This is a genomic window from Kitasatospora sp. NPDC101447 (assembly GCF_044767225.1).
Classification (GTDB): domain Bacteria; phylum Actinomycetota; class Actinomycetes; order Streptomycetales; family Streptomycetaceae; genus Kitasatospora.
Window position 1 is genome coordinate 136,454 of the sequence record NZ_JBIWNL010000015.1, and the last position, 17,513, is coordinate 153,966.

General features: G+C 74.3%; 25 protein-coding genes. 11 read left to right on the plus strand and 14 right to left on the minus strand.

Annotated elements, in window-relative coordinates; translation table 11 throughout:
- Positions 1 to 29: 29 nt before the first annotated feature.
- Positions 30 to 440, minus strand: coding sequence for a hypothetical protein (locus ACIRST_RS22560; protein ID WP_350519490.1), 411 nt, complete (start codon positions 438 to 440; stop codon positions 30 to 32).
- Between the two features lie 46 nt (positions 441 to 486).
- A complete protein-coding gene (locus tag ACIRST_RS22565; protein WP_350519489.1) occupies positions 487 to 1,008 on the minus strand; it encodes a peptidylprolyl isomerase in 522 nt (173 codons plus the stop codon).
- Between the two features lie 164 nt (positions 1,009 to 1,172).
- Here ACIRST_RS22565 and ACIRST_RS22570 point away from each other — a divergent pair, with 164 nt between their 5' ends.
- Complete coding sequence (locus ACIRST_RS22570) at positions 1,173 to 1,367, plus strand: hypothetical protein (protein WP_402803965.1); 195 nt, start codon at positions 1,173 to 1,175, stop codon at positions 1,365 to 1,367.
- Positions 1,368 to 1,442: 75 nt separating this feature from the next.
- Entirely contained in the window at positions 1,443 to 2,411 is a 969-nt protein-coding gene (locus tag ACIRST_RS22575; RefSeq protein ID WP_402803873.1) for an NAD-dependent epimerase/dehydratase family protein, read from the plus strand.
- A gap of 7 nt (positions 2,412 to 2,418) precedes the next feature.
- Here ACIRST_RS22575 and ACIRST_RS22580 read toward each other — a convergent pair whose 3' ends face one another.
- Positions 2,419 to 2,745 carry a DUF1330 domain-containing protein gene (locus ACIRST_RS22580; RefSeq protein ID WP_402803876.1) on the minus strand — a complete coding sequence of 109 codons (327 nt, stop codon included), beginning with the start codon at positions 2,743 to 2,745 and terminating at the stop codon, positions 2,419 to 2,421.
- Between the two features lie 188 nt (positions 2,746 to 2,933).
- On the opposite strand from ACIRST_RS22580, the gene ACIRST_RS22585 reads away from it, so the two are divergent.
- Together ACIRST_RS22585 and ACIRST_RS22590 are read left to right on the plus strand one after the other, a co-directional pair.
- Complete coding sequence (locus ACIRST_RS22585) at positions 2,934 to 3,533, plus strand: hypothetical protein (RefSeq protein WP_402803878.1); 600 nt, start codon at positions 2,934 to 2,936, stop codon at positions 3,531 to 3,533.
- Positions 3,534 to 3,676: 143 nt separating this feature from the next.
- Positions 3,677 to 5,476, plus strand: a complete 1,800-nt coding sequence (locus ACIRST_RS22590) for a beta-galactosidase family protein (RefSeq protein WP_402803880.1) — start codon at positions 3,677 to 3,679, stop codon at positions 5,474 to 5,476.
- Positions 5,477 to 5,531: 55 nt separating this feature from the next.
- On the opposite strand, the gene ACIRST_RS22595 is transcribed toward ACIRST_RS22590, so the two are convergent.
- The 9 genes from ACIRST_RS22595 to ACIRST_RS22635 all read right to left on the minus strand — a co-directional run bounded on the left by ACIRST_RS22595 (position 5,532) and on the right by ACIRST_RS22635 (position 12,928).
- A complete protein-coding gene (locus ACIRST_RS22595) occupies positions 5,532 to 6,335 on the minus strand; it encodes a DUF4253 domain-containing protein (RefSeq protein ID WP_350519484.1) in 804 nt (267 codons plus the stop codon).
- Between the two features lie 169 nt (positions 6,336 to 6,504).
- A complete protein-coding gene (locus ACIRST_RS22600; protein ID WP_402803882.1) occupies positions 6,505 to 7,515 on the minus strand; it encodes an aldo/keto reductase in 1,011 nt (336 codons plus the stop codon).
- Positions 7,516 to 7,628: 113 nt separating this feature from the next.
- Entirely contained in the window at positions 7,629 to 8,072 is a 444-nt protein-coding gene (locus ACIRST_RS22605; RefSeq protein WP_402803884.1) for a hypothetical protein, read from the minus strand.
- 461 nt (positions 8,073 to 8,533) lie between these two features.
- On the minus strand, positions 8,534 to 8,947 hold the full coding sequence (locus ACIRST_RS22610) for a hypothetical protein (protein WP_350519481.1): 414 nt from the start codon (positions 8,945 to 8,947) through the stop codon (positions 8,534 to 8,536).
- A 182-nt stretch (positions 8,948 to 9,129) separates the two neighbouring features.
- Positions 9,130 to 9,915: a helix-turn-helix domain-containing protein gene (locus tag ACIRST_RS22615; RefSeq protein WP_402803886.1), complete on the minus strand. Its 786-nt coding sequence runs from the start codon at positions 9,913 to 9,915 to the stop codon at positions 9,130 to 9,132.
- A gap of 19 nt (positions 9,916 to 9,934) precedes the next feature.
- Positions 9,935 to 10,180 (minus strand): hypothetical protein, encoded by a 246-nt coding sequence (locus ACIRST_RS22620; protein ID WP_402803888.1) that lies wholly within the window; start codon positions 10,178 to 10,180, stop codon positions 9,935 to 9,937.
- Positions 10,181 to 10,672: 492 nt separating this feature from the next.
- Entirely contained in the window at positions 10,673 to 11,800 is a 1,128-nt protein-coding gene (locus ACIRST_RS22625) for a hypothetical protein (protein ID WP_402803890.1), read from the minus strand.
- Positions 11,801 to 11,884: 84 nt separating this feature from the next.
- Positions 11,885 to 12,454, minus strand: coding sequence for a hypothetical protein (locus tag ACIRST_RS22630; RefSeq protein ID WP_402803892.1), 570 nt, complete (start codon positions 12,452 to 12,454; stop codon positions 11,885 to 11,887).
- 15 nt (positions 12,455 to 12,469) lie between these two features.
- On the minus strand, positions 12,470 to 12,928 hold the full coding sequence (locus ACIRST_RS22635; protein ID WP_402803894.1) for an ATP-binding protein: 459 nt from the start codon (positions 12,926 to 12,928) through the stop codon (positions 12,470 to 12,472).
- Between the two features lie 137 nt (positions 12,929 to 13,065).
- Between ACIRST_RS22635 and ACIRST_RS22640 the strand changes: the two genes are divergently transcribed.
- From ACIRST_RS22640 to ACIRST_RS22670, 7 genes are all read left to right on the plus strand, one after another.
- Positions 13,066 to 14,037 carry a helix-turn-helix transcriptional regulator gene (locus ACIRST_RS22640; protein WP_350519475.1) on the plus strand — a complete coding sequence of 324 codons (972 nt, stop codon included), beginning with the start codon at positions 13,066 to 13,068 and terminating at the stop codon, positions 14,035 to 14,037.
- Positions 13,994 to 14,131 (plus strand): DUF397 domain-containing protein, encoded by a 138-nt coding sequence (locus tag ACIRST_RS22645; protein WP_402803967.1) that lies wholly within the window; start codon positions 13,994 to 13,996, stop codon positions 14,129 to 14,131. Before ACIRST_RS22640 ends, ACIRST_RS22645 begins: the two co-directional genes overlap by 44 nt.
- Positions 14,132 to 14,150: 19 nt before the next feature.
- Entirely contained in the window at positions 14,151 to 14,339 is a 189-nt protein-coding gene (locus tag ACIRST_RS22650) for a DUF397 domain-containing protein (protein WP_350519474.1), read from the plus strand.
- Between the two features lie 19 nt (positions 14,340 to 14,358).
- Positions 14,359 to 14,550: a DUF397 domain-containing protein gene (locus ACIRST_RS22655; RefSeq protein WP_350519473.1), complete on the plus strand. Its 192-nt coding sequence runs from the start codon at positions 14,359 to 14,361 to the stop codon at positions 14,548 to 14,550.
- Positions 14,551 to 14,568: 18 nt separating this feature from the next.
- A complete protein-coding gene (locus ACIRST_RS22660) occupies positions 14,569 to 14,763 on the plus strand; it encodes a DUF397 domain-containing protein (RefSeq protein ID WP_402803897.1) in 195 nt (64 codons plus the stop codon).
- Positions 14,764 to 15,008: 245 nt separating this feature from the next.
- A complete protein-coding gene (locus ACIRST_RS22665) occupies positions 15,009 to 15,461 on the plus strand; it encodes a hypothetical protein (protein WP_402803899.1) in 453 nt (150 codons plus the stop codon).
- Between the two features lie 84 nt (positions 15,462 to 15,545).
- On the plus strand, positions 15,546 to 16,295 hold the full coding sequence (locus ACIRST_RS22670) for a hypothetical protein (RefSeq protein WP_402803901.1): 750 nt from the start codon (positions 15,546 to 15,548) through the stop codon (positions 16,293 to 16,295).
- 298 nt (positions 16,296 to 16,593) lie between these two features.
- On the opposite strand, the gene ACIRST_RS22675 is transcribed toward ACIRST_RS22670, so the two are convergent.
- Together ACIRST_RS22675 and ACIRST_RS22680 are read right to left on the minus strand one after the other, a co-directional pair.
- Entirely contained in the window at positions 16,594 to 17,112 is a 519-nt protein-coding gene (locus tag ACIRST_RS22675) for a cupin domain-containing protein (protein ID WP_350519469.1), read from the minus strand.
- Positions 17,113 to 17,259: 147 nt separating this feature from the next.
- Entirely contained in the window at positions 17,260 to 17,505 is a 246-nt protein-coding gene (locus ACIRST_RS22680) for a hypothetical protein (RefSeq protein ID WP_350519468.1), read from the minus strand.
- Between the last annotated feature and the right edge of the window lie 8 nt (positions 17,506 to 17,513).

The following is a 17,513-nucleotide window of genomic DNA, read 5'->3' on the forward strand; positions in this document are numbered from 1 at the left end:
CACCCGTCCTCCGTCGGCCGCCGCCCGCACTACGGGCGGCGGCCGTCCGCGTCCTCCCCGGGACCGCCGCCCTCCCGGGCCAGGGCCTCACGCGCGGCCAGGCGTCCGGCCACCCGGAAGGAGTGCTCGCGCGAGTCGATCTCGTGCACGACGGTGAAGTGCACCACCACCGCCAGCGCCACGGTCCGTCCCGGCGCCCGCTCGGCCAGTTCCTCGCGCACCCCCTCGGCCAGCGCCGCGTGGAACAGCGCCAGGTAGTGCGGGTCGGAGTCGCCGCGCACCGTGGCGTCCGGCGCCACCTCCAGGCGCACGCCCTCCTCCCACGGCTCGAAGTCCACGGTGACGACGGCCACGTCGCAGGGGCAGCCGGTCTGGCGGACGTAGCGGGCCTGCACCCCGCGGATCGGGTGCGACGGGAAGCTCTGCGGTGCGACGCTCATCGGGGTCCTCGGCTTCTCGGGTCCTCGGGTCCTCGGGTCCTCGGGCTCAGGACCAGGTGATCTCGACGGACTCGACCACCACGTCCTGCACCGGGCGCTCGCCCTCGGTGGGGGCGGCGGCGATCGCGTCCACCACGGCCTTGGACGCCGCGTCGGCGACCTGGCCGAAGATGGTGTGCTTGCGGTTGAGGTGGGTGGGGGTGCCCACCGTGACGAAGAACTGCGAACCGTTGGTGCCCGGGCCGGAGTTGGCCATGGCCAGCAGGTACGGCTTGGTGAAGAACAGCTCCGGGTGGAACTCGTCGGCGAAGGCGTAGCCCGGGCCGCCGGTGCCCGTGCCGGTCGGGTCGCCGCCCTGGATCATGAAGCCCGCGATCACCCGGTGGAAGAGCGTGCCGTCGTAGTACGGGCCGCTGCCCGGCTCGCCGGTGCGCGGGTCGGTGTACTCGCGGGTGCCCTCGGCCAGCTCGGCGAAGTTGCGGACCGTCTTCGGCGCGTGGAACGGGAACAGCTCCAGGCGGATCGGGCCCGCCGTCGTGTGCAGGGTGGCGAAGCGGGCGGTGGCCACGGGTGACTCCTCGGGTGCGGTGGACGCGTGGGGCGATCGGGGGGATCGGCTACGGCATCCTGGCACAGCCTCGGGGTTCGCGACCGAACCGGGTGGAAGGATCCGCACGTGGGACGTATCGGAGGGGTACGACGGTCGTACGGAGTGAAGGGCAGGTGGCCGAGATGGTCGGTGCGGTGCTGATCGGGATCCTGGTGCTGGTCGTCGCCGGGTGCGGGTGCGTGGTGTGGGCCGACCGGGGCGGACCGGCGTGGACGCGCGTGGTCGCGACCATCACGGTCCGCGCCGGCGAGGTGCTGCCCGTCCTCCTGCGCAGCTGGGGCCGGAAGAACAAGAACAGCGGCGACAGCGGCGACTGAGGCGGGACGGAGGGACGACCCCGGACACCTGACGCGCCGTCTCCTGCCGCCGGGGGCACGGATAGGGTGGGGCCGGTGAGCTTCCATCTCGTCGTCGGACACGGGCCCGCCGGGGCCGCCACCGCCCGCCTGCTGGCCGAACAGGGCCACGAGGTCCGGGTCGTCACCCGCTCCGGACGCCCCGCCCAGGCCGCCCCCGGCAGCACGGGCGACGGGGGCGTCCGGCACCTCGCCCTCGACGCGAGCGACCCCGCCGCGCTCGCCCGGGCCGCGCACGGCGCCGTGGCCATCCACGGCTGCGCCGCGCCGCCGCTGCCGCAGTGGGCCGCGCGCTGGCCCGCCCTGTCCGCCTCGCTGTGCGCGGCGGCCGAGGACAGCGGCGCGGTCCTCGTCATGCTCGGCAACCTGTACGGCTACGGGCCGCAGCCCGACCCCACCCGCCCCCTGACCGAGGACCTGCCGCTCGCCGCGACCGGCCCCAAGGGCCGGGTGCGGGCGGCCGCCTGGGAGCAGGCACGGGCGCTGCACGAGGCCGGGCGGATCCGGGCGGTGGAGGTCCGCGCCTCCGACTTCTTCGGCCCCGGCGTCACCGACGGCGGCCACCTGGCGGCGCGCGCGATGCCGGGCCTGCTCAAGGGCCGCCCCGTCGCCGTCCTCGGCGACCCGGACGCCCCGCACAGCTGGACCTACCTGCCGGACGTGGCACGGACGCTGGCCGAGGTCGCGGGCGAGGAACGGGCCTGGGGCCGGGCCTGGCACGTGCCCACCGCCCCCGCCGCGTCGATCCGCGCGATGGTCGGACACCTGGCCGGCGAGGCCGGCACCGCCCCCGTCGCGGTGCGCCGACTGTCCCCCGTCCTGCTGGGCGCGGCCGGCCTGTTCTCCCCCCTGCTGCGCGAACTGCGCGAGACCCGCTACCAGTTCGACCGCCCTTTCGTCGTGGACTCCGCCGACTACGAGGCGCACTTCACCGTCCGGGCGACGCCGCTGGAGGAGCAGGTCGAGGCCACGGTCGCGTGGTGGCGCGAACGGCTGGGATCCTGACGGCAGGTCAGTGCTTGAGCGCCTCCGCCCCGCGGTAGCCGGCCGGCACGCCCTCGACGAGGATGATGTCGGCGGCCATGTGCCGGGTGCGCAGCGGCAGGATCGCCCGGTAGGCGGGCGAGTCCCACCAGGCACGGGCCCGCTCGAAGTCGGGGAACTCGATGACGATCGTCCCGCCCGTCCCCCAACGCCCCTCCACCGTCTCGTACGTGCCGCCGTGGACGATGAAGCGGCCGTCGAACGGGTCGAGGGTGGCGTCGATGCGCTCCAGGTACTCGACGATGTCGGGGCCGAACTCGACCGAGTGGACCTGGGCGATCGCGTAGGCGGTCATGGTGTGCTCCTGAGGGGTTCGTCGCGGCACCGGGCCGCGTCTGCGTCTGACGTCCCCGACAGTAGGCCGCGGCGGGCGGGGGCCGAATCAGTCACGTATCGGTAGGGGGTGACGTACCTGCCGGTCCTGACGCCTCGTGTAGCATCCGCGCAGCTCACAGGCGTGACCATGCGGACGGATGAGGAAGAGTGCAGAGGACAGCCGACGGCGGCCCCGAGGGCAGGGCCGAGAACGACAGGACGACCCGGCGTCGGCGGACCCTCGCCCTGGCGGCCGGGGTGTGCGTACTGGGCGCGGCCGGGATCGGCGGGACGCTCCTGCTGACCGGGTCGCCGGCCCCGGCGGCTCCCGGCTCCGCGGCCACCTCGGTCCCCTCCCCCTCCGCTTCCCCCTCCGCTTCCCCGTCGGCCGAGGCACCGGCAGCGGCACCGGCAGCGGCACCGGCACCCACCGAGACGCCCGCGGCCGCGCCGACGACGGACGGCCCCGGGGCCGTGGCCGAAGCCACCGCCCCACCCGAGGCCCCGGCCACCCAGCCGGCCCGGCCCCGAACCACGGCCGCCCCGGCGCCCGAGGCCCCGGCCCCGCCATCGCCCACCCGGAAGCAGCCGGCGGCCCCCGCCGCCAAACCCCCGTTCGGCTCGACCATCCCGCCCAGACCGGTGCTCACCCTGCCGCCCGTGCCCACCTCCTGCCCGCCCGGACAGGCCGCCTCCTGGGACGGCTGCCACCCGCTCGGCCCGGCCATCCCCCTCGGCCCGACCATCCCGCCCCCCACACCCCGCTGAACCCCACCGCTGCGACTCGATCACCCGCCGAGCCCCACCCTGCCGGACGTGCCGGACGTGCCGGGGGATGGTCGGCCGGGGAGGCGGGTTCCTCGCTAGGCTCGGGTGGGCCGGGGTCTCCTTCTGGGAAACGGGGTGTGCGCATGCTCGGGTACGACGCGGACGGGTTCGTGCGGGACGGGGTGGCGCACCGGGTGGTGGCCGGGGCGGTGCACTACTTCCGCATCCACCCCGACCTGTGGGAGGACCGGCTGCGGCGGGTGCGGGCCCTGGGGGTGAACACCGTGGACACCTACGTGCCGTGGAACTTCCACGAACTGCCCGGCGGCCGCGTGGACTTCACCGGCTGGCGGGACGTGACGCGGTTCGTGCGGCTGGCCGGGGACATGGGGCTGGACGTGATCCTGCGCCCCGGCCCGTACATCTGCGCGGAGTGGGAGTTCGGCGGACTGCCGGCCCGGCTGCTGGCGGTGGACGGGCTGCGGCTGCGCTGCGCGGACCCGGCGTACCTGGCCGAGGTGGACGGCTGGTTCGACGCGCTGGTGCCCGAGGTGCTGCCGCTGCTGTCGAGCCGGGGCGGGCCGGTGGTGGCGGTGCAGGTGGAGAACGAGTACGGCAGCTACGGCGACGACACCGCGTACCTGCGGCACCTGCGCGACGGGTTGGTGCGGCGCGGCGTGGACTGCCTGCTGTTCACCACCGACGGCGCCCACGACACCATGCAGCAGGGCGGCGCCCTGCCCGGGCACCTGGCCACCGTGACCTTCGGCTCGCGCGCCCCCGAGCGCCTGGCGGTGCTGCGCCGCCACCAGCCCGAAGGGCCGCTGACCGCCATGGAGTTCTGGATCGGCTGGTTCGACCAGTGGGGCCTGCCCCACCACGTGCGCGACGCCGAGGAGACCGCGGCCTCGCTGGACGAACTGCTGGCCACCGGCGCCTCCGTCAGCCTCTACATGGCGCACGGCGGCACCAACTTCGGCCTGTGGTCCGGCGCCAACCACGCCGGCGCACACCCGCTGGACGCCGGCTACGAGCCGACCGTCACCAGCTACGACTACGACGCGCCGATCGGCGAGGCCGGCGAGCTGACCGAGAAGTTCCACGCCCTGCGCGAGGTCATCGGCCGCTACGTCCGGCTGCCGGAGGGCGAACTGCCCTCCCCCGCACCCCGGGTGGCGCCGCAGCGCCTGGAGCGGTCATGGGGGCAGGCCGCGCTGCTGGCGGAGCTGGACGCGCTGTCCCAGCCGGTGGAGCGGGCCGCGCCGCTGCCCATGGAGCTGCTCGGGCAGTCCCTGGGCCTGATCCACTACCGCACCCGGGTGCCCGGCCCGCGCCCCGAACTGCCGCTGCGCATCGACGGGTTGGCCGACCGGGCGCAGGTCTTCGCGGACGGGCGCCCGCTGGGCACCCTCGACCGCAACTCCCCCGGCACGACGCTGGAACTGGCCACCGGGGAGGACGGGGTCACCCTGGACATCCTGGTCGAGGCGCTGGGCCGGGTGAACTACGGCCCGAACATGGACGACCGCAAGGGCATCACGCGCGGCGTCTCGCACGGCGGCCAGCGACTGTTCGGCTGGCAGATCCGGCCGCTGCCACTGACGGACCTGTCCGCGCTGCGCTTCGCCCCGGGCACGCCCGACACCCCGGCCCGGGACGGCGAGCCGGTGTTCCACCGCTTCACCGCCGAACTGCCCTCCCCCGCCGACGCGTTCGTCGCCCTGCCCGGCTGGGGCCGCGGACTGCTGTGGCTCAACGGCTTCCTGCTCGGCCGCTACAGCGCCGCCGGCCCCCAGCGCACCCTCTACGCCCCGGCGCCGCTGTGGCGGGCGGGCGGCAACGAGCTGGTCGTGCTGGAGCTCGAACACCACGGCGAGGCCCTGGAGTTGCGCGACCACCCGGACCTCGGGCCGACCGCGGCGGCCCCCAGCGCCGAGTACTGAAGCCCGCGGCGCCCACCGGAGCGGCGCCCACCGGACCCGGCCCGCGCGGGCCGGGTCAGTCCCACCAGAAGGACCACTGGTGGGCACCCACCAGCTGCTCGGCGTACTCGGTGAGGCTGCCGGAGCCCTGGAAGACCAGGTCGGGGCAGAGCGAGGTGTGCTCGGCGGCCAGCGGGAGCGCCTCGGCGAGCGTGGCGGGCGGCACGGGGACGCTCAGCTCCAGGGTGTCGAAGCCGACTTCGACGACCCGGGCGCCGAAGCGGCGCTCCCAGTCGGCGAGTACGGCGGCGACCTGGGCGATGTCGTCCACGTGGTTCACCGGCCCGCCCCAGCCGCACACGGCCAGCGCCTCGGCGCCGCCGCCGGCCCGCACCAGGCCCAGGCGGACGTCCTTGACGGACTGCAGCACGTCGGCAAGCTCTTGAGCTTCGCCGCCCGCCGCCCCCTCGGGCACGTCGGCCGCGGGCGCGGTGCCGGGCCAGGTGAACCCGTAGGGGGCCAGGGCCTCGGCCAGTTCCCCGTCCTCCTCGTAGCCGCCCGCCTCGCCGGTCTCCCACCAGCTGCGCAGCAGCGCGGCCGGGTCGTACAGCCCGGGTATCGCGGCGTCGGTGGGGTACAGCTCGCCGGACAGCCAGGGCCGGTAGTCGGCGTCGCCGCGGTCCAGCGGGCTGAGCAGCAGCGGCCACAGCCCGCTCTGCGGGTGCGCGCGGTGCAGCTGCGCCCACAGCCCGGCGGGCGCGGGGGCGTCGCTGATCCACAGCAGCGGCTCCCGGCCGTCGTCGGCGCCGACGAGGCGGCCGGGCGGCAGGGGGACGGTCAGGTCGGCGAGGGCGGCGGCGAGGTCCGGGTGCTGCGTCATGGCGCCCACCGTAGGAGCGGGCACCGACAATCCGGGCGGGTGCGGGCGGGCGACCGCGCCGCAGGCCTGACCCCCGCACGGCCGACCGGCCCCCCGGCCCGGGGAGGGGGGAAGGCCGGTCGGCCGAAACGCCCTGCCGTTACGGGCAGTTGCCGTCGCCGGCCGCTGATCAGGCCCAGGGCAGTTCGGAGCGGGTGCGCCAGTACGCCTCGGCCGGCTCGGCCATGCCGTCGAGGGCCGCGAGGTCCTGCGGGGTCAGCCGGGCGTCGGCGGCGGTGAGGTTGGAGGCGAGCTGGTCGAGGGTGGCGGCGCCGGACAGGACGACGTCGGCCCAGGGCTGGGCGGCGGCCGCGGCCAGGGCGAGGGCGTCGGGGGCGGTGGCGGTGCGGTCGGCGAGGGTGCGCAGGGCGGCGGTGTCGGGGCCGGTGGCGTTGCGGCCGGCCAGGCGGCCGTTGGCCATGCCTTCCTTGACCACGACGAACCAGCCGGCCGCGTGGGCCTCGGCGAGGGCGGGGGCGGCGGAGGTCTCCAGCAGGTTCCAGGTGGCCTGGACGGCGGTGAACAGCGGGCGGCCGTCCACGGTGACGGCGAGGGCTTCGCGGATGGTGTCGCCCTGGGCGGGGCCGCTGGTGGACAGGCCCACCCGCACGCCGTCGGCGGCGAGCGCGGCCAGCCGTTCGTGCAGGGCGGGGTCGGTGAGGGCGGGGCTGCCGGGGACGACGGAGTGGACGAGGTAGACGTCGAGGCGGTCGCCGAGCAGGGCGCGGGTCTCGCGGACCTGGCGGTCGAAGACCGCCGTCGAGTGCTCCTTGACCTCGTGCGCGGCCACCCCGCTGGCCTGCCAGCCGGCCGTGTAGGTGTAGCCCCACTTGCTGCCGACCGTCACCTCGGCCGCCGCCTCGGGGTGTTCGTCCAGCCACTGGGCGAGGAACTCCTCGGCGCGGCCGTAGGAGCGGGCGGTGTCGAGGTAGCGCACCCCGGCGGCGTACGCGGCGTCGAGCAGGGCGTGGGTGCGCTCGCGCAGTGCCTCGACGGTGCGGTCGGCGGGCAGGTCCGTGTCGCGCCCGAGGGTGATGTAGCCGGGCCGGCCGACGGCGGCGGTGCCCAGTCCCAGGCGCGCGGGCTGCGGACGGGCGGCCTGCGGGCGGGCGGGGGCTCCGGCGGTGGGGTCGGTCGGCATGGCGTGGTCTCCTCGGGCGCGACGGGTTCTCACCTGGGACTTTAGTCGTGCCCGATCATCCGCCGGCGATCACGTCGGGTCGTTATCCGTCGGCGGCCACGCCCGGTCGGCCGTCAGATCGCCCACCGCACGGGGTGCCACGGGGAGGAGACGCGCCCGGGCCCCAGACCGGGCACGGGGCCGGGCACCGACCCGGACGCCGAACCGGCTGCCGACCCGGCTGCCGGGCCGAGCGGCTGGTCCAGGCGCAGCACGAAGTTGACGTAGTCCAGCGGCTTGCCCGGCCAGTGGCAGTCGTTGCTGATGAGCAGCTGGCTGCGGACGCCGTCGCGTTCGGTGACCGGCCCGGGGGTGGTGCGCAGGTTCGGCCGCCAGCCGCGCTCCCACGAGTGGTGTTCCAGGGACAGCGTCCAGCTCTCCCCGTCGACCTGCAGTGCCGCGCCGACGCGCCCGGCCAGCACCCGGGAGCCGTGCGGGCCGCGTACGACCGCCCGCTGGTCGAAGTCGGCGTTGCGCCCGATGACGGTGATCCGCCACGCGCCGTGGTACCTGAGCATGCCCGCCTCCTGACGCCGGGTCGGGCGCCTCCTCCGGCGGGTGGCGCCCGTCCACGTCTACGGCCCGGGGCCGCCGCCCGGCTCACCCGGGCGCGCTCCGGCCTTCCGGCCCCTTCGGCGGCCGGGCCTGCGGCCACGGCCCCGCGGCTCGTACACCTGTCGTGAGCTGCTAGTGTTCTTCCTGTTGCGAGGGGGAATGACCTCTCGCCAGGCGTCAGCGGTGCTACCAGAGCACGCCCTACTTTCAGTAGGGAGAGTCCGTGCGATCCGGGCCTGGCGCTCCATCGTCGGACGGGGTCCGGCACCCATCGGGGTGCCGGGCCCCGTCCGCGTTTCCGGGGCCGGACGTCGGGCGCGGGCGCGAGCGCGGGCGCGCCGCAGGCCGCCACGTGCCCCACCGGGGCGGCGAGCCGATCGGCACGGTCCCGCGGCCGACCGCCCCCGTGCGCACCCGGCCCCGGTCACGCCGTCGCCCGGGCGGCGAGGGCGCGGAGCTGGACGTGGACGGCGGCGGGTTCGGTGCCGGTGAGGGCGGCGACCTGTACGGCGGTCAGGTCGAGGACCAGGTGCAGCAGCAGGACGTCCTGCTGCGCGGCGGTGAGGTGGGCGACCGGCCCGAAGGGTCGTGGCCCGGCCAGGGTGCGGACCCGGCGGCGCACCGCCTGCCAGGCGCACGCGGCCGGGCTGGCGGTGGCCAGGGCGTCGAGCCAGTGCCCGCCGAGTTCCTCGAAGGCGTCGCGCACGACCAGTTGTGCGTCGGCGGCCGGCAGGATCAGGGCGGTGTAGTCGAGGTAGTGGCGCAGGTGGAGGTCGTGCAGCGCCCACAGGCCCAGGGTCGGTCCGCGGGCGGCCGCTGTGCGGGGTGGTGTCGGCATGGTGGTGTCCCGAGGTATCCCGAGGTCGGCGCGGGCGGGTGCGGGTCGGCGGACGGCCCGCGCACGGAGCGCGGTTGGGTGCGGGCCCGGGGGGGGGGGGGGGGGGGGGGGGGGGCGGGGGGGGGGGGGGGGGGCGGGGGCGCCCGGGGCGGGGGGGGGGGGGGCCCCCCCCCCGGGCCCGGTCACACGGGCACCGGCGGGCTGTCGTCGGTGCCTTCGCGGCCCGCCGCGGCGCGGGGGCCGGGGTCGTCGGGCCGTTCGGCGGCGAGGCTGTTGCGCAGCGTCACCCACAGCCGGAACAGGATCTCCGTCGAGGTGCCGCCGCTGGAGGACTGCATGGCCCGGGCGAACTCGCTGTGGTGCATGCGGGAGTTGACCGGAACGGGCGTGCGGGCGTTGTTGGTCCGCTCCCAGGCCGCCGCCCACAGCACGCGGCGGACCTCCCTGACCTCGCAGGCCTCCATGTAGGCGAGGAACACGGGTTTGTGCAGCGGGGCCTCGCCCTTGAGGACCAGGGCGAGCGTGCTGGCGGGCAGGCGTCTGCCCCTGCCGCGGGCCCGGCGGTCCAGTTCCCGTAGGGAGGGCCAGTCGGCCTTGCGCCGCATCTCGTGCATGGCCTGGCGCAGGTCGGCGAAGGAGTCGACCTGCTCGGGGTCGACCCGCCGCGGTGCCCGCAGCCGCCGGCTCCCCGAGGGGCGGGGCACGTGGGCCCAGTAGTTGGCCTGGGCCCACTTGCGCCGGGCGGTCTTGAGGTCGCCGCCGCATTCGCGGGTGACGGCTTCGACGACCTTCCAGCTCGGCACGGAGTGCCCGCCGGCGGCCCGCTGCAGGGTGGTGGCGTGGTAGTTGGTCCGATCGGCGAGTTGACGGTACGTCAGGTCGGCTCGTTCGCGCTGTTCGCGGAGCCAGGCGGCGAGCCGGCCCAGGGCCGGTTCGGTCGCCTCGATCGGTTTCTCTGGGCGTCCCATCGCAGGCGGGCGCTTTCCGCTAGGCCCGCTCCCGTCGCCGTCCGGCGGCCAGCAGCCAGCCTCCGGTGGCCAGTTCGAGCGCCGCTCCGGCGGACATGCCGGTCGCCACCAGCGCGGCTGCCAGGACGACCGTCACCACGACCACGACGACGACCGCGGCCGGCTCGCCGAGTGCGGACGGCCGGGGCAGGCGGGGGCGGCGCGCGGGTTTCGGGGTGCCGGCCGCGCAGTGGATGCGGGCACGCCGGTTCCGTTTCCTCGTCATCGAGGATCCTCCTATATCACTGTCCACTCCAACGGACGGGCACTTCGCGCGGTTGGCGTCGCTCGGGGTGCCCGGTGGCGTAACACTCTGTCAGGCGTACGGGTGATTCCCAATCGGTTCGGTGAACATCGCACGGATTGATGCGCCGGGGTCCCGGCCCCCGCCCGCAATCTCGGCAACGCCCTACCAGAAAGTGGCAGTTCAGCGATTTGAAACCGGATATTGATGTGCGTTCGTGCAGCGTCCACTTGTAAGCCGTCCTGGCCGGATGTGACGATTTGCAGCGGCGTCACCCGGACCTGCGGGTCCGGAACCCGGGGGGCGCTGTTCACTCCAACATCTCGGGAACATCGGCAACGGGCCGTGTTGGCGCATGGGCCCGCCCGGACAGCAGAGACCGCCCGGCCCCTGGTGGCCCGAGGCGGTCTCTCTGCATTCCCGGCGGCCGCTGCAGGGGAAGTCGACCCCGCCGACTTCCCGTGCAACGGGCCGTCAGGGGGCGGGGGCGGGATCCGGAGCGGGCGGCTCGCCGGTGCTCCCGGCCGGGTCCGCGGCCGGGGCGAGCGCGGCCCGTAGGGCGCCGTGGTGTTCGCGCGGGGTGCCGAGCTTCTCGCTGCCCCACATCACGGCGGGGCCGATGAGGGCGGTCAGCGCGGCCGGCGCGACCACCGAGGCGGGCAGGTCGGCCGCCGTCGCCGCGCCGACGATGAGCACCGCCGCGACGCTGCCCGCCAGGACGACCGCGCGGTCGTGCCGGCTCTCCCGGGCGGTGACCAGGTCGGCCGGCGTCTCGGGCAGGTCCGCCTCGTCCAACAGACCCATCCACCGGCCCTGCACCGAGCGGTCGAGCAGGGTGGCGACCAGCCGGGCCAGTCGGGGCACCGCCTCCGGCCCGTCCCGCAGGGCGTTCGACATCTCCCGCTCCAGGGCCTGCTGCACACCGGCGATGTGCGGGCGCAGGGCCTTGCGCCGCTGCTCGCGGTCGACGCCGTACTCGGCGAACCAGGCCAGGCGGTTGGTGTGGCGGGTGACGTGCCGGTCGAGTTCCAGCAGCTGGATCGTCCCGTCGGCGGCCTCCTGGCACTTCCTGAGGAGCCGCGCGAGGTCGACGGCCGAGGTGAGCGGAAGGCTCTCGCCGACCCGCCGCCGGTAGAGGAACATCGAACGGTAGACCCACAGCACGGCCGCGCTGCCCACGCCGGCACAGAGGGAGAAGGTCAGCAGCGTGTTCTTCCGGAGGAACTCCGCATCCTCCGAACTGCTCGGGTGGACGGTGAGGAAGAGTCCGGTCAGCGCGAATGTCGCGGCCAGCGCTGCGGGAAGGAGGGCGAAGACCAGGAGCCAGGCCTCGATGCCCCAGGACCGCCGGATCCCCCGGCGCCAGTGCTCCTGCAGCGTCACCGGGGCCGTGCCCACCGACGCGTGCAGGTCGCGTCCGTAGCCGTCGATGTCGGCCGCGCTCGGAATGACGGCCCGCGGCATGCGGCCGGCGATCTGCGGCGGGATCCACCACCCCTTCCACAGGTCGAGGATGTCCAACACCCCCATGACGGGCCGGTAGAGCACCCCCGCCACGAACGGCGGGACCGACACCAGCACCAGCGACTCGACCCACCGCACGCCACGTCCCCCGTTCCGATCCGGATGATCGTGGAAGTGCCTACCACCTGGGGCGCGTTGGGAATCCCGTACGGCCGGTTCGGCTCATGGGCGGGTGGTGTGGGCCGCGCGGGTGCGGCAGTGGGCGAGGGCGAGCTTGAGGCGGGTGTCCGGGCGGGGAACGGCGGTGAGGAGTTCGCCGGCGGAGACCAGGACGGTCCAGTAGCGGGCCGGGTCGCCGGTGCGGGGCAGCGGGTGAGCAGCAGCCAGGGAGAGGTAGGCGGCGGCGGTCAGGTTGCCGGTGGTGAACCAGCGGGCCAGGCCGTGCCGGTGGCCGCTGCGGATGCCGCCCATGGCGTCGATTGCGGCGAGGAAGAGGTCGATGACGGCCCGGTCCCGGGAGTCGAGGACGACGGGCACGTCGAACACGCCCAGGGCTTCGAGGAGTTCACCCGTGTCGGCCTCGGCGTTCGGGCGGGGGTGGGGCGGGGCGAACAGGGCGTCGCGGCACTCGTCGAGCCGGCGGGCCGTTTCGACGGCCGGGATGTCGAGCGCGGCACAGACCGCGCGGGCGCAGCGCTCGGGTTCGCCGGTGCGGCGGGCGAGGGCCGCGTAGGCCTCGGCGGGGGTACGGCCGGCGGTGAGGAGGTGCCGGGCGGTGAGGGCGAGTCGCATGGGGGTGCCTCCGATTCAGACCGCGACGGCGGCGGGCGCGAGGGCGGGGGCGGCATCGGGATCGGGATCGGGCGCGACCAGCACCCAGACGAACTTGCCGATCCCGCCGGAGCGCGGACAGCAACCCCAGCGCTCGGCCAGCTCGTTGACGAGGAACAGGCCCCGCCCGCACTCGTCGTCCGGCGAGGCGGCGCGCAGGGAGGGGCGGCCCGAGCCGGCGTCGTGGACCTCGATGCGCAGCCGGTCCCCGACCAGGGAGAAGCGGACCTCGACCAGCCGGTCGGCGGGCGCGTCGGAGTGCCGGACGGCGTTGGCGAACAGCTCGCCGAGCAGCAGTTCGGCGGTGTCGGCGTAGCAGTCGCCGAGGGGCAGCGCGGCGAGGTAGGCGCGCAGGAAGTGGCGGGCGAACGGGGTGGAGTCCGTACGGGAGTCCAGCCGGGCGGCGAACGTGCGGGGGCGGTGGGACACGGGCATGGCGAAGTACCTCGGGGGGCGGAAGGGGGGCGTGCGAAAGGAGCGCGGTGTCACGCTGTGCAAGCAAAAGATCGCGTTCCGGTATCAATGATCGGCGCCCGGAGGTACGGTGATGGCCGAAATCAGGTACCAGGCACATGTTGGTACGTCAGGGGGCTGCTGTGGCACACCGGCGAATCAAGCGGGAATTGACAGCCAGTTCGGCTCAACTGTTCGGCGAGGAGCTGCGGTTCTACCGGGAGCAGGCCGAGGTCACGCAGGAAGAGATGGGCAAGCTGCTGCACTGCAGCCGAACGATCATCACCCGCTATGAGAGCGGCCAGCGACGCATGCCACCGGAGCTGGTGGCGAAGGCTGATGAGCTGCTCGGCGCGGGTGGGGCGCTGATCCGGCTCTGGGGTCGGGTCGACTGGAACGCACAGGCCGAACATCCGGATTGGTTCCAGAGCCACGTCGACATGGAGTCCGAAGCTGCCGCTGCCAGGATCTTTCAGCTGGCTGTGGTGCACGGGCTTCTACAGTGTCGCGAATACGCGGAAGCAGTATTCGCCATCAGTGATGCGGCCGGGAAACGTGACGTAATCCGGGAGCGGACAGTAGCTCGGCTGGCGAGGCAGAAGCGGTTCCTGGAGCCGGAGGGACCGCTACTCCTGGTGATTCTGGACGAGAGCGCCATCAGGACCGTCTTCGGCGGCCCTGGGGTGATGATGCGCCAGATGCAACATCTGCTGTCTATCTCGAAGCTTCCGAACGTCGTCATCCAGGTCGTCCCGTTCACACGTCGTCCAGTCATCGTCGACAAGTCCATGGTGCTGCTGGAGATGCCGGACGGGCGGACCAGCGTCTACTCCGAGAGTCTCGACCGAGGGCATTCCAGCGATGATCCGGTGATCGTGGCAGGTCATCGTCGCAGCTATGATCTGCTTCTCGGGGAGGCACTGCCGGTAGCCGACTCGCGCGCGCTGATCGCCGATGCGCTGGAGGGTTTCAGAGATGACGAGGACCGAGTTCAACGCGACTGCCTGGCGCAAGAGCAGCTACAGCGGCGGCAACGGCGGCGACTGCATCGAGGTAGCCCCCGGATTCCCCAACCTCGTCCCCGTCCGTGACTCCAAGGACCCCAACGGCCCGGCCCTCGTTTTCACGGCCACGGCTTGGGAAGCCTTCATCACAGCCGTCCGCACGGGCGACCTTCCGGCCTAACAGCCCCGGGGAGCCAGCCATGCCGACCTGGCACAAGAGCAGCCACAGCGGCCCAGACGGCGGCGACTGCATCGAAGTGGCCCCCGGATTCCCCAACCTCGTTCCTGTGCGCGACTCCAAGGACCCCGACGGCCCGGCCCTCGTTTTCACGGCCGCAGCCTGGGAAGCCTTCCTCACGGCCGTCCGCACGGGCGACCTTCCCGCGTAGGACCCACCGAGGAGCCGGCATGCCGACCTGGCGCAAGAGCAGCTACAGCGGGGACAACGGGGGCGAGTGCATCGAGGTGGCCCCCGGATTCCTGCCCGGCGCGATCCCCGTGCGTGACTCCAAGGACCCCGACGGCCCCGTCCTCGTTTTCCCTACTGCGGCCTGGGAAGCCTTCATCACAGCCGTCCGCACGGGCGACCTTCCAGCCTAACCGCCCCGAGGAGCCAGCATGCCGATCTGGCGCAAGAGCAGCCACAGTGGCGGAAACGGCGGCAACTGCATCGAAGTGGCCCCCGGCATCCCCGACTTCGTCCCCGTCCGCGACTCCAAGGACCCCAACGGCCCCGTCCTCGCCTTCCCGGTGGCCGCGTGGGGTTCCTTCATCGCCACCGTCCGGGAGGGCGAGTTCCCGGTCGAGGGGTGACCCGGAACCACAACAGCGCCGCAGCAGAGGCAGGGTAGGGACAACCCCCCGGGGAATCCGCCGGGCTGCCGGAGGGGCCCGGCGGTGTCGTGCGAGGAGGATCAAGGGCGTCCGAACGGACCGTCCCTGACCCCACGTCACCGAACCGAGGCCCCGCGATGCCCCACTCCCCCTCCGCACGTCTGGACCCCGCCCGCCCCCGTACCCAGGCCGCGCCGCTCGGCGCCGCCTTACCGCCGGCTCCGGTGCGTACCGCATTCGCCTTGTGGGTGACGGCCGTTGCCGCCGGCGCGTTCGAGACGGTCCTGGCGGTCGGCAGGATGCTCGCCGACTCCTCCGGCTCCGGGGGCGGCATCGCGGCGGGCCTCGCGATCCGTCTGCCGGTGTTCACCGCCGCGCTGCTGGCTGCCCGGCAGATGTGCCGGGGCCGTAACTGGGCCCGGGTCGCGCTCGCGCTGGGCCTGGGTGTCCTGGGTACGGCGTCGATGGTGCTCCAGCCGATCCAGGCCCTGGCCCAGGGGCGTTCCCTGAGCTGGGAGCTGGCGCAGGCCGGGCCGCTGGACCTCGTCTTCGGTGCCAGCCGGGCCCTGCACGTGGGTTCGGTGCTCTCCGCCGTCGTGCTGATGTTCCTGCCCGCCGCGAACGCCTTCTTCCGGGCGGCCCGCTCGCGTCGGGGGCCCGGCCCGGCGGGGAGTTGAGTACCGGGGCGGATTGCGGGCCACGGCTGCGACCGGACAGGGTGTGGGGGCAAACTGCGTGCGACCCGAGAGGACACCCGGCCGGTGGAAGGCTTCCTGCAGCTCCTCCTCTATCCGCTGATCAAGCTGTTCGACGCCCTGCAGGGCGCGCGCGGGCACTGGCCCACCGAGCGGCGGATGCGCGCCCTCGCCTCCTCGCCGCGGGCGCGGGCGGCCCGGGCCGCGGAACGGGAGCGGATCCGGGGGGTGGTGGACGCGCTGGGCGCGGTGGAGGGGGTCGAGCACGTGCTGACCCTGGTCTCGGACTACTCCCTCGCCCCGTCCGCCTTCGGCCTGTTCCGCACCACGTCCGACGGCCGCGCGCTGATGGTCTGCCGGATGTACGCCCGCGCCTACTTCGTGATCCGGGAGGACATCACCGCCGCCCTGCCCAGGATCGGGGCGGCGAACGTGGCCGCGTGGTCCCCCGCCGGGCAGCGGACGAGCGCGGGCGGGACGGTCGAGCACGCGCTGCGCTGGTACCGCGACGGCGGCAGGACCGCGGAGGGCTGGGCGATGGACTCCCCCGCGCTGTTCAGCCCGGGGGCCCGGCTGCACTGGGAGCGGCCCGGCGTCGGCATCCACGACCCGGCGCGGCCGTACCCGGTCGTGGACGACCCGCGCCACATCCTGGACCGGACCCCGCCGGACGGCGACCCGGCGCAGCTGCTGCGCGAGGCCCGCGCGGACGGGCGGGGCGTGATCCTGGAGCTGGTCCTCGGCGCGGACGGGCGCGACCACGCGACGTACCACGTGGTGCCGCGCGGCGGCTTCGCGGGGCGCGGGCGGCTCTGAGCTGGAGGCCCTGAGCGGGAGGCTCCGAGCGGACTTCTGCGGTTCCGAGCGCGATCGCGGCCGCCGGCGGGGAGCCCGCCGACGGCCGCGCTCAGTCGCGGCTCAGCACTGGGGGCGACGGCCGTGGTTGGCCCCGCGCCTGGCCCTGGCCTTCTTCTTGCGGCGGCGCTTCGACGACATGGCCACTCCTCTCGCAACCGGGGACCCCCGGTCTTCCACCGTTCCACACCCGGCCCGCCGCCGCTCGACGGGCCGACGGCGCAGGTCGGCCAGGCAGGCCGGCCACCGGGCCCGCCGCTCAGGCGCGGGTCTCCAGGGCGGCGCGCCAGGCGGGGCTGTCGACGTAGTGGTTGTCGAAGCGCTCGGAGGAGGCGGCGATGGCCGCCGGCGGGGTCTCGCCGCGCATGACGCTGCCCAGCAGGCGCAGGTAGTCGAAGCGGTCCATGCCGGGGGTGAACATGAAGAGCACGTCGGCCTCGGAGCCCTGTGCGGCGGCGAAGGCGTGCGGGGTGTTCGGGGGCACGGCGAGGAAGTCGCCCGCGCCGAGGACGGTGACGTCCTCGCCGACCAGCACCTCCAGGGAGCCGCTGATCACGAAGAACAGCTCCCAGGCCCGGGTGTGGAAGTGCGAGGGGGCTCCGGCGGCGCCCGCGGAGAAGGTGGAGCGGTAGACGGTGAAGCCGCCCTGGCCCGGGTCGGTCTCGGCGAGCAGGGTCATGGTGGCGCTCGGGTCGGCGCAGGTCTCGGCCTGGGCGCAGCGGGTCAGGATCGGGGCGGCGGTGGCGGTCGCGGCGTTGGTGTTCTTCGTCGTCGTCATGTGATCAATCTACGGCCTGATCGACCCATGATCATGTGGCAATTTAAGCCGACTTTCATGGGTCAATTCAGCCGCTCTTCCGCCGCCGCACGGCACCGCCCCGCGCCGGACGACCGACGCGGGGCGGGGCTGAGCAGGGCGGGGGGCTCAGTTCCTGCGGATGAAGCCGATCTCGACGGAGGAGAGGAACGGCTGGACGCCGACGCACTGCCAGCCGACCGCCTCCACGTTGCGGATCATCACGTCGAGCTCCTTGCGGATCTTCTTCATCGTCGCGCCGGGGTGGCGGAAGTCGATGTCCAGGACGGCGACGAAGGTGGCGTCGCCCTCGTTGAACGCGGTCCTGGCGTCCGCGACGAGCTTCTGCATGCGCCATGCGTGGATCAGCCCCATGGTGGTCT

Excerpts from the sequence above, each read along its gene's own strand:
- ACIRST_RS22620 (WP_402803888.1), bottom strand. The coding sequence starts at position 10,180 with ATGACGAGGAAACGGAACCGGCGTGCCCGCATCCACTGCGCGGCCGGC.
- ACIRST_RS22590 (WP_402803880.1), top strand. The coding sequence starts at position 3,677 with ATGCTCGGGTACGACGCGGACGGGTTCGTGCGGGACGGGGTGGCGCAC.
- ACIRST_RS22675 (WP_350519469.1), bottom strand. The coding sequence starts at position 17,112 with ATGACGACGACGAAGAACACCAACGCCGCGACCGCCACCGCCGCCCCG.
- ACIRST_RS22660 (WP_402803897.1), top strand. The coding sequence starts at position 14,569 with ATGCCGATCTGGCGCAAGAGCAGCCACAGTGGCGGAAACGGCGGCAAC.
- ACIRST_RS22655 (WP_350519473.1), top strand. The coding sequence starts at position 14,359 with ATGCCGACCTGGCGCAAGAGCAGCTACAGCGGGGACAACGGGGGCGAG.
- ACIRST_RS22630 (WP_402803892.1), bottom strand. The coding sequence starts at position 12,454 with ATGCGACTCGCCCTCACCGCCCGGCACCTCCTCACCGCCGGCCGTACC.
- ACIRST_RS22595 (WP_350519484.1), bottom strand. The coding sequence starts at position 6,335 with ATGACGCAGCACCCGGACCTCGCCGCCGCCCTCGCCGACCTGACCGTC.
- ACIRST_RS22570 (WP_402803965.1), top strand. The coding sequence starts at position 1,173 with ATGGTCGGTGCGGTGCTGATCGGGATCCTGGTGCTGGTCGTCGCCGGG.
- ACIRST_RS22580 (WP_402803876.1), bottom strand. The coding sequence starts at position 2,745 with ATGACCGCCTACGCGATCGCCCAGGTCCACTCGGTCGAGTTCGGCCCC.
- ACIRST_RS22650 (WP_350519474.1), top strand. The coding sequence starts at position 14,151 with ATGCCGACCTGGCACAAGAGCAGCCACAGCGGCCCAGACGGCGGCGAC.
- ACIRST_RS22635 (WP_402803894.1), bottom strand. The coding sequence starts at position 12,928 with ATGCCCGTGTCCCACCGCCCCCGCACGTTCGCCGCCCGGCTGGACTCC.
- ACIRST_RS22680 (WP_350519468.1), bottom strand. The coding sequence starts at position 17,505 with ATGGGGCTGATCCACGCATGGCGCATGCAGAAGCTCGTCGCGGACGCC.
- ACIRST_RS22560 (WP_350519490.1), bottom strand. The coding sequence starts at position 440 with ATGAGCGTCGCACCGCAGAGCTTCCCGTCGCACCCGATCCGCGGGGTG.
- ACIRST_RS22640 (WP_350519475.1), top strand. The coding sequence starts at position 13,066 with ATGTTGGTACGTCAGGGGGCTGCTGTGGCACACCGGCGAATCAAGCGG.
- ACIRST_RS22600 (WP_402803882.1), bottom strand. The coding sequence starts at position 7,515 with ATGCCGACCGACCCCACCGCCGGAGCCCCCGCCCGCCCGCAGGCCGCC.
- ACIRST_RS22615 (WP_402803886.1), bottom strand. The coding sequence starts at position 9,915 with ATGGGACGCCCAGAGAAACCGATCGAGGCGACCGAACCGGCCCTGGGC.
- ACIRST_RS22605 (WP_402803884.1), bottom strand. The coding sequence starts at position 8,072 with ATGCTCAGGTACCACGGCGCGTGGCGGATCACCGTCATCGGGCGCAAC.
- ACIRST_RS22610 (WP_350519481.1), bottom strand. The coding sequence starts at position 8,947 with ATGCCGACACCACCCCGCACAGCGGCCGCCCGCGGACCGACCCTGGGC.